The 14,596-nt window shown below is 33.9% G+C and carries 16 protein-coding genes; 8 read left to right on the top strand and 8 right to left on the bottom strand.

Translation table 11 applies throughout. The annotated features are described in order from the left end of the window. The first annotated feature begins 48 nt into the window (after positions 1-48). Positions 49-690, top strand: coding sequence for a polysaccharide deacetylase family protein (locus ACNRYB_RS07715; RefSeq protein ID WP_473729704.1), 642 nt, complete (start codon positions 49-51; stop codon positions 688-690). 25 nt (positions 691-715) lie between these two features. Here the strand turns inward: ACNRYB_RS07715 and ACNRYB_RS07710 are convergent, their stop codons facing one another. From ACNRYB_RS07710 to ACNRYB_RS07680, 7 genes are all read right to left on the bottom strand, one after another. Then, positions 716-1,018, bottom strand: a complete 303-nt coding sequence (locus ACNRYB_RS07710; RefSeq protein ID WP_008466807.1) for a thioredoxin family protein — start codon at positions 1,016-1,018, stop codon at positions 716-718. Positions 1,019-1,091: 73 nt separating this feature from the next. Further along, on the bottom strand, positions 1,092-2,327 hold the full coding sequence (locus ACNRYB_RS07705; RefSeq protein WP_343588317.1) for a metallophosphoesterase: 1,236 nt from the start codon (positions 2,325-2,327) through the stop codon (positions 1,092-1,094). Positions 2,328-2,488: 161 nt separating this feature from the next. Further along, a complete protein-coding gene (locus ACNRYB_RS07700) occupies positions 2,489-2,668 on the bottom strand; it encodes a hypothetical protein (protein ID WP_160780940.1) in 180 nt (59 codons plus the stop codon). 104 nt (positions 2,669-2,772) lie between these two features. Further along, a complete protein-coding gene (locus ACNRYB_RS07695) occupies positions 2,773-4,101 on the bottom strand; it encodes a sensor histidine kinase (protein ID WP_473729703.1) in 1,329 nt (442 codons plus the stop codon). A 10-nt stretch (positions 4,102-4,111) separates the two neighbouring features. After that, on the bottom strand, positions 4,112-4,786 hold the full coding sequence (locus ACNRYB_RS07690; protein ID WP_473729702.1) for a response regulator transcription factor: 675 nt from the start codon (positions 4,784-4,786) through the stop codon (positions 4,112-4,114). A gap of 184 nt (positions 4,787-4,970) precedes the next feature. Next, positions 4,971-5,153 carry a hypothetical protein gene (locus tag ACNRYB_RS07685; RefSeq protein WP_160780938.1) on the bottom strand — a complete coding sequence of 61 codons (183 nt, stop codon included), beginning with the start codon at positions 5,151-5,153 and terminating at the stop codon, positions 4,971-4,973. Between the two features lie 40 nt (positions 5,154-5,193). Next, entirely contained in the window at positions 5,194-5,415 is a 222-nt protein-coding gene (locus ACNRYB_RS07680) for a hypothetical protein (protein WP_343588323.1), read from the bottom strand. Positions 5,416-5,741: 326 nt separating this feature from the next. On the opposite strand from ACNRYB_RS07680, the gene polA reads away from it, so the two are divergent. Beyond that, entirely contained in the window at positions 5,742-8,576 is a 2,835-nt protein-coding gene (gene polA, locus ACNRYB_RS07675; protein WP_473729701.1) for a DNA polymerase I, read from the top strand. Positions 8,577-8,689: 113 nt separating this feature from the next. Here the strand turns inward: polA and ACNRYB_RS07670 are convergent, their stop codons facing one another. After that, on the bottom strand, positions 8,690-9,715 hold the full coding sequence (locus ACNRYB_RS07670; RefSeq protein ID WP_129748532.1) for a LacI family DNA-binding transcriptional regulator: 1,026 nt from the start codon (positions 9,713-9,715) through the stop codon (positions 8,690-8,692). Between the two features lie 207 nt (positions 9,716-9,922). Here ACNRYB_RS07670 and ACNRYB_RS07665 point away from each other — a divergent pair, with 207 nt between their 5' ends. From ACNRYB_RS07665 to tsf, 6 genes are all read left to right on the top strand, one after another. Further along, a complete protein-coding gene (locus ACNRYB_RS07665; protein WP_129748531.1) occupies positions 9,923-10,669 on the top strand; it encodes a ferritin-like domain-containing protein in 747 nt (248 codons plus the stop codon). A gap of 25 nt (positions 10,670-10,694) precedes the next feature. Beyond that, positions 10,695-11,507 (top strand): ferritin-like domain-containing protein, encoded by an 813-nt coding sequence (locus ACNRYB_RS07660; RefSeq protein WP_129748530.1) that lies wholly within the window; start codon positions 10,695-10,697, stop codon positions 11,505-11,507. A gap of 194 nt (positions 11,508-11,701) precedes the next feature. Beyond that, entirely contained in the window at positions 11,702-12,157 is a 456-nt protein-coding gene (gene rplM / locus ACNRYB_RS07655; protein ID WP_008466793.1) for a 50S ribosomal protein L13, read from the top strand. Next, positions 12,157-12,543, top strand: a complete 387-nt coding sequence (gene rpsI, locus ACNRYB_RS07650; RefSeq protein ID WP_012023687.1) for a 30S ribosomal protein S9 — start codon at positions 12,157-12,159, stop codon at positions 12,541-12,543. Before rplM ends, rpsI begins: the two co-directional genes overlap by 1 nt. A 176-nt stretch (positions 12,544-12,719) precedes the next feature. Further along, positions 12,720-13,490: a 30S ribosomal protein S2 gene (rpsB, locus tag ACNRYB_RS07645; protein ID WP_008466790.1), complete on the top strand. Its 771-nt coding sequence runs from the start codon at positions 12,720-12,722 to the stop codon at positions 13,488-13,490. Positions 13,491-13,630: 140 nt separating this feature from the next. After that, positions 13,631-14,593: a translation elongation factor Ts gene (gene tsf, locus ACNRYB_RS07640; RefSeq protein WP_132990828.1), complete on the top strand. Its 963-nt coding sequence runs from the start codon at positions 13,631-13,633 to the stop codon at positions 14,591-14,593. Positions 14,594-14,596: the final 3 nt, after the last annotated feature.

The following is a 14,596-nucleotide window of genomic DNA, read 5'->3' as shown; positions in this document are numbered from 1 at the left end:
GCGCTGCATTTTTTAATTTTATACATACTAATACAATTTTAATTCAAAATGAGCTTCTATTGGGTAAAAACTAACGCATTTATCAAAAAGGTATTTTCTAAATATTGCTGGGACATTCCTAACAACGAAAAGAAAATATACCTGACTTTTGATGATGGCCCTACTCCAGAAATTACAGATTGGGTTTTATCTGAATTAAAAAAATTTGATGCAAAAGCTACTTTTTTCTGCATCGGAAAAAACATTAAAGCCAATCTGGCTTTATTTGAAAAGCTAATTACCGACGGACATTCCATTGGCAATCATACCATGAACCATGTGAATGGCTGGAAAATCCATACCAATGAATATATCGAAAATGTAAAAAATTGTGCCGCTGTTTTAGATGAGCAAGAGAAAGCTCCTAATCGCTTATTGTTTCGTCCTCCTTATGGCAAAATCAAAAAAGCGCAATCTAAAATCCTTAGAAGTTTGGGGTATAAAATAGTAATGTGGGACGTTTTAAGCGCTGATTTCGATCAAAGCATTACTCCAGAAAAATGCCTTGAAAATGTTACCAAAAATGTAAAATCAGGAAGCGTAATTGTATTCCATGACAGTATTAAAGCTTCTCCAAATTTAAGATTTGCTTTGCCTAGAACACTGCATTTTTTAAAAGAAAACGGATATAAATTTGATATTATTCACTAAATAACATCAACAAAAGAGAAGTTATTTAGACGTTAAATTGTTCCTGAACAATTCCGATTATTGTATTGGCATCAAGCTCTCCAGATTGCCTCCAGATCATTTGCCCTTCTTTATAAATCATTAAAGTTGGAAGTCCTTTAATACGAAGTGCTTCTGCTAGTTCCTGATTTTTATCTACATCAATTTTGATTACTTTGGCTTTATCGCCAAGCGCAGCAGCTACGTCCTTAATAACAGGATGCATAGAAACTGAAGATTCATTCCAATCTGTGTAAAAATCAATTAACACTGGAACTTGGGCATTTATTAGTTCTCCAAATTTTGACATAAAACCAAAAAATTAAGTTTTTTAAATCTCTTAAAAGAAATAAATATTATACAAATGTAGCATTTTTAACGAATTAACCGACATTACGGCCTTTTTTTAGTTCAATTACTGTTATTTCAGGCATAATTCCAACTCGTCCTGGATAAGCATGAAAACCAAAACCGCGGTTAACATAAACGTATCTTCCCACGTTTTCGTACAATCCTGCCCATTGTTTGTAAATGTATTGCGCCAAACTCCATTTAAAATAGCCTGGAATCTCAATTCCGAACTGCATACCGTGAGTGTGGCCAGCAAATGTTAGATGAAAATTCTTTGGGTGGTCTTTAATTTCGGCATCCCAGTGGCTTGGATCATGACTCATCAAAACTTTAAAATCGTCTTGATGCACATCTTTTGAAGCTTTATTCAAATCACCTGCCTTCTTAAAATTCACACCCCAATTTTCAACCCCAATTAAAGCAATTTTATCATCGCCTTTCTGAATATAAGTATGTTCGTTCAGCATTAATTTGAAACCAATTTGGCCATACAAATTTTTAATAGCTTTAAAATTTTCGTCTTTTTCTTTTTCAGAAGGCCAAGTCACATATTCGCCATAATCGTGATTTCCTAAAACCGCAAACTTTCCATATTTATAATCTTTAATACGGCTAAAAGTTTCCAGCCAAGGATGCATTTCTTTGGCATGAGTGTTCACAATATCTCCAGTAAACAAAATCAAGTCCGATTCTTGTTCATTGATCAAATCAATGGCATAATTTATTTTCTCAGGATTATCAAAACTTCCGCTATGAACATCTGAAATCTGAGTAATTTTAAATCCATCAAAAGCATCTGGAAGATCAGGAAAAAACACAGTTTGTTTGATTACCTTGAAATTATATTTGCCTTCAAAAATTCCATAAATAATAGAAAGAAATGGAATTGCAGCCAAACCTAAAGCGATCTGACTAACAAACTTTCGCCTGTCGGGCATCATTTCTTTTCGAGGAGCATTATAAACAAAATAATTTAAGATACTGGCTCCTACTCTAAAAATATCTTCACCAAACATTATTAGCGTAAGCACAATTTTTGGCACATATACGGTCAGCATCAACCCAGTGGTAAACATAAATTGTCTAGTCTGGCCAACAGAACGATCTAGTTGCGAAAAAGAATAGATAATAAAGATTAAAACCAATAAGCTTATAATTTGGTAACTAATCAAAACCCAGCGTGTTTTGATTAAAGTTCGAAAAGCCTGATAGGAATAGAACTCAATAAATAATAAAAGAGCACATAGAATTATAAAACGAAAAATCATTTAATATATAGTTTTAAACAAAGTAACAAAGAATGAAAATTCTATTTCTTTTTATTATAAAAAATTTAACGCTGTAAAATGTAAAAAGCCGAAAGATTACTCTTCCAGCTTTAACCTACCAACCTTTAAAACTATTTAATCTTAAGACTTAAAATCTTATATTATTTTGCTTTTGGAGTTTCTGTTTTTGCAGTTTCTGCTTTTTTCTCTCCTTTAGCTTTTTTGCTTGCTTTTTTTTCAGTTTTCACCTCTTTTGATTTTGCTGGTGCTGGAGTTGTTTGTGCGCTTGCCATTGCAACTGTTCCTAAAACTGCTACTGTTAAAATTGCTAATTTTTTCATGACTTTAAATTTTTATGATTGTTATTTTCATTATTTATAAGTCAAAGGTATAACCGCAAAATGAAGACCAAATGAAGAAGAAGCCTTACAAAAAAGTTTAACTTTTAATTGTGATTTTGAAACCATAATTTAAAAGAAGCGCCTTCTCCTAGTTCAGATTCGACCGTGATTTCTATATGATGGAAAGAAGCAATACTCTTAGCAATTGCAAGACCTAACCCCTGCCCTTCCTGATCATAGCTTATTCTGGTAAAACGGCTAAATATTTTTTCTAGCGGCGATTCATCCATTCCAATTCCGGAGTCTTTTACTGAAATAAAATAATGATGATCTTCAAAACCATCTTCTACAATAATCTTTCCTTTTGGCTTATTGTATTTAATGGCATTGGTTACCAAATTATAAATCAGGATATGAATTAAGGTTTTGTTTCCAGTAAAAATAAAACTGTTCTCCATTTTATTTTCGAACTGAATTTCTTTATCATCGATACGATCTTGAAGATCTTCCTGCAAATCAGAAACAATTTCGCGAAGATTAATCTCTTCATTCAATTCATATTGATTATTATCTATTCTGGAAATCAACAATAAATTATTGATGATTTTTTTGAGCATATCCAGCGTTTTTAGCGAACCTGCAATTTTATCGACTGCATTATCATCTAAAGATTCATTTTGCAACAAATTTTCGAGTTTGTTCTTAAGCAGCGCAATTGGCGTTAAAAGTTCGTGAGAAACATTAGAAATAAACTGCTTTTCCTTTTTAAAAACTTCGGCAATACGATCCATCATTTGGTTTAAGACAAAATCCAATTCTCTAAAGTCTCTTGAAGCCGCTTTTATCGGAGTATGATCAAATGTTTCTGGTTCGTTTACACGCCTAATCTTGGTATCAATAATTTTATAGAATGGTTTTAAAAGATATTCAATATAAAAAGTATCAGCCAAAAAAGTAATAAAAAGAATAACCACAAAAACAATGATTATAAAAAGTCTTATTACAAAAGTTAAGTCATTTACTTCGCTTAAACTGCTTCCAATTTCAAGCTGATAATCTTCGCCTTCGTAAGTAAAATGATGCTGCAATATTCTGTATTCGCTTTCTTCATTTTCAATCTTGCGGTACTCGTTTGTAAAAGTTGTTTTTTTCTGATGCGGTTTTATTGGCATTTTTGAAAGCACCAAGAACTCGCTGTGAAGTGTCGAAAACTCAGAAAAAGTTTGAGTCGAATCATCTTGATTTTCCATAAAATCATTGATTTCCGCTTGGTTAAGATGCTCGATAAATTTTTTCTTTTTCTCTAGCAGACTATTATTAATATGATGATAGACCACATTTTCTACCAAAATAGGAAGCATTAGCCATAAAATCAAAATGACCAGCAATCTGGTCAGTGCATTAAAAATAGCTAATTGATGTTTTATTTTCACAGCAAAAATTTTATTCGTTTATACGATAACCAACATTTCGAACCGTCTCAAACCAATCTATAGCAGTATGTTTGTCTAATTTTTTGCGAAGATTTCGAACATGAACGTCTATAAAATTAGAATCTGAATTAACCTCTAAAATATCACCCCAAATATGTTCGGTCAATTGTAATCTTGTAATCACACGGTTTTTGTTGAGAACTAAATACTGAAAAATATCAAACTCTTTTTTGGTAAGACTTAACGGAATTTCATTAAAACTTACTTTATAATCCTGAAGCTGCAGCAAAAAACCATGAATACTCAAATTGTTTAAAGTAAAACCATGAATCCTGCGAATCACAGCAAACAATCTCGCCGCCAGTTCTGTCAAGGCAAAAGGCTTTGTCAAATAATCGTCGGCTCCAAGATGAAGTCCGTTAATTCTGTCGTCCAATTCTCCGCGTGCAGTTAGTACAATTACTGCAATTTTTGATTTAGTTTTTCGAACAGCCTGCAAAACTTCAAAACCATCACCATCAGGCAAACCCAAATCGAGCAGCATCACGTCATAATCATTACTACCAAATTCTTCAAGAGCATCTGCACAATTATGCGCAATTTTACAGATGTAGCCAGCGTTGCATAAAAAATCGTAAACTTCTACAGCAAGTTCTTTATTATCTTCAACAATTAAAACATTCATAAACAAGGCTTTTTAGCGCAACTAAAATTAATCAATTATCAAAAGTCTAGCGCACATTATTAAAAAATTAACTAATGAAAAAAGCTGACAAATTTCTTCATCAGCTTCTTCAATCGCATTCTCATAATCATTATTCCTGTTTTGCCTTCGTTACAATGCTTCGAAAACAAAACGAGAGCAATTCTTATTTTTTCATGGTTGCAGCATCTTCTTTTGGCGCTTCAGCTTTTGCTTTTTTGTTTCCTTTGTGATGATGTTTGGTTGCTTTAACTTCTTTTGTAGGCGCTGCTTGAGCTGGAGTTGTTTGAGCGTTTACCATTACACTTGTTCCTAGAACTGCTACTGCTAATAAAACTAATTTTTTCATGATCTTTAAATTTTTAAATTAACCAACTTTATATATTAAATTATTTTTTTACTTCTTTTTTTGTTTCTTTATTTACTTTTGCTGTTTCTGTTTTTGAAACTTCACTTTTTCCTGATTTTACTTTTTTATCAGATTTGTTTTTTGGGTGTTTTGTTGCTTTTACTTCTTTTGCAGGAGCCTCTTTACCATCTTTTGCAGGAAATGCATGAACCATTGCACTTGTTCCTAAAACTGCCACTAATAACATCAATAAATTTCTCATGATTTCTAAGATTTAAATTAAATACCTTTTATTTTACAGATCAAAATTACCCTAGCAACATGAAGAGAAAATGAAGAAATAACTGAATAAAATATTTTTAACTTGATATTAACTTTTGCTTTTCTTTCTAGCATATAAGTTCTATAAGTTCATTTAAAAACTCTTCACAAATATGTAGACGCACTGCAGTGCGTCTCTACAAGCACGTCTCTACAGGTGCGTCTCTACTAAAATGAACTTATATAACTTATATGGTGGAAAAAAAATCTTGTTAGTCTAATTTTTGAGAACCCAATTGTTTATTTTTACAGACTAATATTTTTAATATGTCAACTCAAAAACGCCTTTTTCTTCTAGATGCTTATGCATTAATTTTTCGTGGTTATTATGCTTTTATTAAAAACCCGAGAATCAACTCAAAAGGAATGGATACATCTGCAATTATGGGTTTTATGAACTCGCTTTTGGATGTTATTAAAAGAGAAAAACCAGATCATTTGGCCGTTGCTTTTGATAAAGGAGGAAGCCATGTGAGAACCGAAATGTTTGTAGACTACAAAGCAAACCGAGACGAAACTCCTGAGGCAATTAAAATTGCTGTTCCGTATATTCAAGAATTGTTAAGAGCCATGCATATTCCGATTATTGAACTTGAAGGCTGTGAAGCCGATGATTTGATTGGAACAATTGCAAAACAAGCCGAAAAACAAAACTATCAGGTATTTATGGTAACGCCCGACAAAGATTTTGCTCAATTGGTTTCTGAGAATATTTTTATGTACAAACCTGCCCGAATGGGTAACGGAATCGAAATTTGGGGAGTTCCTGAGGTTTTGGCAAAATTTGAAGTGGAAAGGCCAGAACAAGTAATTGATTTTCTTGGAATGATGGGTGATGCTGTCGATAATATTCCTGGGCTTCCTGGTGTTGGTGAAGTAACTGCCAAAAAATTCCTGAAAGAATTTGGCACTATGGAAAACCTTTTAGCAAATACTGATAAGCTTAAAGGTAAAATGAAAGAGAATATAGAAGCCAATAAAGAAAAAGGAATTCTTTCTAAAAAGCTGGCAGCCATTATTACCGATTGTGATGTTACTTTTAATGAAGAAGATTACGAACTTTCTCGTCCAGATATCGAAAAAACAGATGCTATTTTTCAGGAATTAGAATTCAGAAGAATGGCTGAGCAGTTCGATAATTTATTTAGAACAGATGGCGGCCAGACAGTTGCTGCAACTCCAGATGCAAAACCAGCTAAAAAAGCGGCTGCTAAAAATGAAGACCAATTTGATCTTTTTGGAGGTACAGAAGATGAAGATACAGATACTCCAAGAACTTCTTTCTATAACACTTTAGAAAATACAGAGCATTTTTACCAAACCATTCAAGGCGATTTAGGTATTAAAATGCTTTTACAGAATTTACAAAAACAGACTTCAGTTTGTTTTGATACAGAAACTACAGGAATCGATGCTTTGCATGCAGAACTTGTTGGAATGTCTTTCTCTTATGAAAAAGGAAAAGCATTTTATGTTCCGTTTCCAGAAAATCAAGAAGAAGCAAAAGCTTTAGTTGAAAAATTTGTTCCGTTTTTTGAAAATGAAAGCATTGAGAAAATCGGACAGAATTTAAAATACGATTTAAAAATCCTTTCTAATTATGGCGTTAGTGTAAAAGGAAAGCTTTTTGATACTATGATTGCGCATTATCTGATTAACCCAGACATGCGTCATAATATGGATATTTTGTCAGAAACTTATTTGAAATATTCTCCAAAATCTATTGAAACTTTAATTGGTAAAAAAGGGAAAAATCAGCTTAATATGCGCGATGTTCCTTTGGAAGACATTAAAGAATATGCAGCTGAAGATGCCGATATTACGTTACAATTAAAAGAAATCTTCACAACTCAATTAGACAAAACCGAAACTAAAAAGTTATTTGATGAAATCGAAATTCCGTTAGTAAGCGTTTTAGCTGATATGGAAATGGAAGGTATTCGTTTAGATGTTGATTTTCTAAAAGAAATGTCTAAAGAAATGGATGTCGAAATCAAATCTTTGGAGCAGAAAATATACGAAACAGCTGGTGAGAAATTCAACCTAGCTTCTCCAAAACAATTAGGCGATATTTTATTTGATAAACTTAAAATTGGCGGAGCTAAGCAAAAGAAAACCAAAACGGGACAATATGCAACTGGCGAGGAAGTTTTGACTTATTTAGCAAATGACAACCCAATTGTAAAAGATATTTTAGATTGGCGCCAGATGGTAAAACTGCAAAGCACTTATATTTTAGCTTTACCAGAACAAGTCGACAAAAAAACATTACGCGTTCATACGGATTACATGCAGGCGGTTGCTGCTACTGGGCGTTTGAGCTCTAATAATCCGAACTTGCAGAATATTCCAATTCGTACTGAAAGGGGACGTCAGATTCGTAAAGCTTTTGTGGCACGCGATGAGAACCATACTTTAATCTCTGCCGATTACTCTCAAATTGAATTGCGAATTATTGCAGCTTTAAGTGGCGAAGAAAATATGATTAAAGCTTTCCAAAACGGCGAAGATATTCACAGAGCAACCGCTGCAAAGGTTTTTAATGTCGCTTTAGAAGAAGTTTCCCGCGAACAAAGAAGTAATGCTAAAACGGTAAACTTCGGAATTATCTACGGTGTTTCTGCTTTTGGATTAAGCAGCCAGACTTCACTTTCTAGAAGTGAAAGTGCCGCTTTGATCGATGCATATTACAAAACTTATCCGCGTTTGAAATCTTATATTTCAGAACAAGTCGAATTTGCACGCGAAAAAGGTTATGTACAAACTATTTTAGGCCGTCGTCGTTACTTAAAAGACATTAATTCTGCCAATGCCGTTGTAAGAAGCGCCGCTGAACGAAATGCTGTAAATGCGCCAATTCAAGGAAGCGCTGCCGATGTGATTAAAATTGCCATGATTAATATTCATAAAAAACTTCGTGAAGAAAACTGGAAGTCTAAAATGTTGCTTCAAGTACATGATGAGCTTGTGTTCGATGTTCACAACGACGAACTCGAAAAAATCCAGCCTATGATTAAACACGAAATGGAAAATGCCTTTAAAATGTCGGTGCCTTTAGAAGTTGAACTTGGTTTAGGTAAAGACTGGCTAGAAGCGCATTAATTATAATTTTAGATTTCAGAGTGTTGATTTTAGACTTTACAACTCTTGAAAACAATCCAATTTTACAATTCATAAAAAAAACCATCAGTTTTTGCTGATGGTTTTTATTTTTTTTATTTTTTTCGAGTTGATTCTCTTTCTTTCAATTTTGTTTTGATGACAATTGTTTCATAATCTGAAACCGTTCCTTCTGGCTCTTCTAATCTTTCAATTAATCTTTTTGCGGCAACTTCTCCAATTTCAACTCCATGCTGACTTACTGTAGTCAAACTTGGCGATAAACGTCTTGAAGCTAAAATTCCGTCGGCAAAACCAATAATAGAAATATCTTCTGGAACTCTGTATCCTTTTTTCAAACTTACTCTTAAAGCAGCAACTGAATCATTTTCGTCCAAAGCAAAAATTCCGTCAATTTTATTATCAAAAAGAGAATCAATTTTAGCTTTCATATCTTCTTCAGAATCGGTACGAAGAATGATTTTTTCGTTAACCGGAATATTATTGTCTTTTAAAGCTTTCAAATATCCGTCGGCTCTTAATTTTCCAACACTTAAATTATCTACAGACGATATTAAAGCAATGTTTTTGCATCCAAGATTAATCAAATGCTGTGTCGAGTTTAATGCCGAATCAAAATCATCTACGACAACCTTATCACAATCTACTTCGTCAGCAATACGGTCAAACATCACGATTGGAGTTCCGTCGTTAATTATTTCAGAAAAATGATTGTAATCTTGAAGTTTTTGAGCTTCTTCTGAAACCGAAAGGATAAATCCGTCAATAGTTCCATTACTCAACATTTCAAGCGTATGAATTTCTTTTTCTAAAGATTCGTTAGAAATACAAGTAATTACATTATATCCTTTTTTATCGGCGACTTTCTCAATACCGCTAAAAACTTTCGCAAAGAAAGAATTTAGAATATTAGGAATAATTACTCCTATCGTTTTGGTTTTACGATTTTTCAAATTTAGACCAATAACATTCGGCTTATAATTTTTGAGTTTGGCATACTCCTTAATCTTAACCTTCGTTTGCTCACTAATTTCCGGACTGTCATTCAATGCTTTAGACACTGTTGACACAGAAACTCCTAGTTCTTTCGCAATTTGTTTTAGAGTTGCTTTAGCTTTCATCTATAAAAGTTTATGTAATTAATACAAATATAGTAGAATTACCGAAAATAAAACAAAAAACAGCCATTTGTCTTTTAAATTATACCACCTATTCGAAAAAAATCCATAAAAGAAGATTTTTATAAAACCGTATCCCTTAAAATTTCGTTAATAATAAAATACCAAACAACTAAGACCAATGTTGTTAACCTAATAAAAAACTTGATTATGAAAAACGAAGTTAAAATTCATGAAGTTGATCCTTCACTGAATAGCAGAAGGAGCTTTCTTAAGCTCAGTGGATTAACATTAGTAACCACAGGTTTGGTTCTAGCTGGCTGCAGCGATAATGATAATGACAACAATATGGAAGACACTTCTCTCCCAGGAGTAAGAAATGGTGTTTTCGATTTGGGTTCGGGAGATTTTGGAGTGTTAACCTATGCGTACGCCCTAGAGCAGCTAGAAGCAGACTTTTATACTAAAGTTGTAAATTCTACAAGCTTTAATACAGTATTTAATGACACTGAGCGTCAAGTTTTGACTGACTTATATCATCACGAAGTAGTTCATAGAGATTTTTTTAAAGCAGCTTTGACTGGTGCACTTCCAGATCCTAGTTCACAACTGCTTCCTTCTTTAGCCTTTAATTACGGTTCTTTAAATTTTAATAGCCGTACAGAAGTTCTTGCCACTGCAAAAGCTCTTGAAGACACAGGCGTTGCCGCTTACAATGGAGCTGGAAGATTAATTAAAACTGCCGATTACTTATTATTAGCAGGGAAAATTGTTTCAGTTGAAGCCAGACATGCATCGGCCATAAGAAGTTTGATCAATCCGAATTCTAAAGATTTTGCTGGAGACGATATCGTAAATATGTCAACAGGGTTAGATGATGCAAAAGATCCATCTAAAATTCTGCCGATCGCTGCTGGTTTTATTACCACAAAATTTACAGCTAAATACTTGCCTTAATCTTAACCGCTAAAACTTAGAAATTATGAACATTTTAAAATTTATAGAATCCTTTACTGATGACAATTTAATGAACAGTACTGGTTCACGCAGAGACAGTTTTTCTCATTTTGGAAATATTGGAAAAAATTTAGCATTAGCGTCAATTCCTTTCGGATTGTCGGCTCTTACTAATAAAGCTTTCGCTAAAGACATAACAGCAACGCCAGCAACACCAATTGGAGCTCTTCAGTTTGCTTTAACCTTAGAGTATCTTGAAAATGAATTTTACGCAATGGCATTGGATTCTGGTGTTATTCCAGCTTCTGAAAATGGTGGACGCGATTTAAAAGTCTTTCAACAAATTGCAGATCATGAATCTGATCACGTCAAATTTTTAATTGCTGGATTGGGCGGTACAATGAGCCCTAACTTTGTTCCTAAACCCACTTTTGACTTTACTGTAGGAGGCGCATTTGATCCTTTTAATGATTATCCGACCTTTTTAGCTTTAGCGCAAGCTTTTGAAGATACGGGAGTCAGAGCGTACAAAGGGCAAGCCGCAAATTTGATAACAACGCCAGATTTATTGACAGCAGCATTGCAGATTCATTCTGTAGAAGCTCGCCATGCTTCTGAAGTAAGAAGATTAAGAGGTTTAAAAGGATGGATTTCCAATTCTGACCGAGGTGCTGGAATGCCAGCAGCCACTCAACCTGTTTATGATGGTGAAGGCGTAACGGTACAAGCAGGATTTAATACCGCTGCCGCATTTGGTGCCGCGGCCGGTTCAGAAGCTTATGATGAACCACTTACAACGCAACAAGTAGTCGATATTGCCAATATATTTATTGTATAATCGATTTCCTATCTAAATATTTAACCGTCTTTACTTTATTGTAGAGACGGTTTTTTTATACATTAATTAATTCAAAAACTGAGTCCCTGATTTTCAGCAGATAAAATATTCTTTCAGGTATTTGGTTTTAAAATAATTAATTGTACTTTTGCATCCCCTTTATTGGGGATGGAATGTTTAATTAAAATAATATTATGGACGCATTAAGCTACAAAACAGTTTCAGCAAGCAAAGCCACTGTAACTAAAGAGTGGATTGTTGTTGACGCTGAAGGTCATAACTTAGGACGTCTTGCTTCTAAAGTTGCAATGATCTTAAGAGGTAAGTACAAGCCAAGTTACACACCGCACGTTGACTGTGGAGATAACGTAATTGTTATCAACTCAGAAAAAATTAACCTTACAGGTACAAAAATGAATGACAAAATTTACATGCGTCATACAGGTTACCCAGGAGGACAAAGAACTTTAACTGCTAAAGTATTGCAAGCTAAAAATCCAGCTGCATTAGTAGAAAAAGCTGTAAAAGGTATGTTACCTAAAAACAAATTAGGTGCTGAACTTTTTAGAAATCTAAATGTTGTTGTAGGATCTGAGCACAAACACGGAGCTCAAAAACCTAGAACTGTTAACCTAAATGATCTTAAGTAATGGGAGTTATTCACAAAATCGGTAGAAGAAAAACCGCTGTTGCACGTGTATACGTTTCTGAAGGAACTGGAAACATCACTGTAAACAAAAAAGAATTCGCAACTTACTTTCCAACTGCAACTTTACAATACAAAGTTTTACAACCATTGTCTATGACAGAAAATGTAAACAACTTTGACGTAAAAGTAAACGTTTACGGAGGTGGTACAACTGGTCAGGCAGAAGCTGTAAGAATGGCATTAGCACGCGTAATGTGTGAAGTTAACGCTGAAAACAGAGGAATCCTTAAACCAGAAGGTTTATTAACAAGAGACCCTAGAATGGTTGAACGTAAGAAATTCGGTCAGAAGAAAGCTCGTAAGAGATTCCAATTCTCTAAACGTTAATATTACCTGTCTTGTTCAGATGGGACAAGACATTATCAATTATTTATTGAAATTAAAAAACACAGTTATTGTTGCTCTCCTATCGAGGTAGGATATAGTTTAGCATCTAAATGTATGAAGCCTGGGAAACCGCCATTCAGACATTGCTAATCAACAGAACGTAAACTAGTACAAAAATGGCAAACAAAATAGAAGTAAAAGAATTACTAGAAGCAGGTGTTCACTTCGGACACATGACTAGAAAATGGGACCCAAACATGGCTCCTTACATTTATATGGAGCGTAATGGTATTCACATTATCAATCTATATAAAACTGCAGCTAAAATTGAAGAAGCTAATGAAGCTTTGAAAAAAATTGCTGCATCAGGTAGAAAAATCTTATTCGTAGCTACCAAAAAACAAGCAAAAGACATCGTTGCTGATAAAGCAAAAGCTGCAAACATGCCTTACATCACTGAAAGATGGCCAGGTGGAATGTTGACTAACTTCGTAACTATCAGAAAGGCAGTTAAAAAAATGTCTTCTATCGATAAAATGAAGAAAGATGGTACTTTCAACACTTTATCTAAAAAAGAGCGTTTACAAGTTGATCGTCTACGTGCTAAATTAGAGAAAAACTTAGGTTCAATTGCTGATATGTCTAGACTACCTGCAGCATTGTTCGTAGTAGATATCAAAGCTGAACACATCGCAATAAAAGAAGCTCAAAAATTAAACATTCCAGTTTTCGCAATGGTTGATACGAATTCAGACCCAAGAGAGGTTGATTACGTGATTCCTGCAAATGATGACGCTTCTAAATCAATTGACAAAATTTTATCTTTAGTAACTACTGCAGTAATCGAAGGTCTTTCTGACAGAGGTGCTGAAAAAGAAGTTGAAGCTGCTGAAGAAGCTCCTGCTGTTGAGGCTGAAGCTGCTCCTGCAACTGAAACTGAAGAATAAATCAAATTTTAAATTCCAAATTTTAAATTCCAAATTCCAAATACAAAATTAAAAACGTTATGTTGATAATTTAATAAAATTGGAGTTTGGGATTTAAAAGCTGGAATTTTTTACTTTTAACATTAAAAATTCAAAATATTATGTCAACTATTACTGCTGCAGACGTAAATAAATTAAGACAATCTACAGGTGCCGGAATGATGGACTGTAAAAAAGCTTTAGTTGAAGCTGAAGGAGATTTCGATAAAGCAATCCAAATCCTTAGAGAAAAAGGACAAAAAGTTGCTGCTAACCGTTCTGACCGTGAGTCTGCTGAAGGAGCTGCTGTTTCTTTTATCAATGCTGACAACACTAAAGGAGCTATCATCACTTTAAACTGTGAAACTGACTTCGTAGGTAAAAATGAAGCTTTCGTTGCTTTAGCTAAAGATTTAGTAGAAAGAGCTATCAACTTCTCTTCTAAAGAAGAATTATTAGCTTCTGATTTCAACGGAATCACTGTTGCTGAGAAATTAATCGAGCAAACTGGTGTTATCGGTGAGAAAATCGAAATCGGTGGTTTCGAAATTTTAGAAGGTGCTTACGTTGGATCTTATGTTCACGTTAACAAAATTGCTGCTTTAACTGCAATTTCTGCTCCAGTTGCTAACGCTGAAGCTTTAACAAAAGACATCTCTATGCAAGTTGCTTCTATGGGAGCTGATACTTTATCTTACAAAGATTTTGATCCTGCTTTCGTTGAATCTGAACTTGCTGCTCGTATTGCTGTAATTGAAAAAGATAATGAAGAAGCAAAACGTTTAGGAAAAACTTTGAAAAATGTTCCTAAATACATCTCTTTCTCTCAATTAACTCCAGAAGTTATCAAACAAGCTGAAGAAGATGCTAAAGCTGAATTAAAAGCTGAAGGAAAACCAGAGCAAATCTGGGACAAAATTCTTCCAGGAAAAGTACAACGTTTTATCTCTGATAACACAACTTTAGATCAAGAGAAAGCTCTTTTAGATCAAAACTTCATCAAAGATGACAGTAAAAAAGTTGGTGATTACGTAAAAGGATTCAATGTTGAAATCACTGGTTTCAAAAGAGTTACTTTAGGTTAATAT

It is taken from the genome of Flavobacterium sp. CR10 (assembly GCF_055814415.1).
This window is presented reverse-complemented; position numbering and strand designations above follow the sequence as displayed.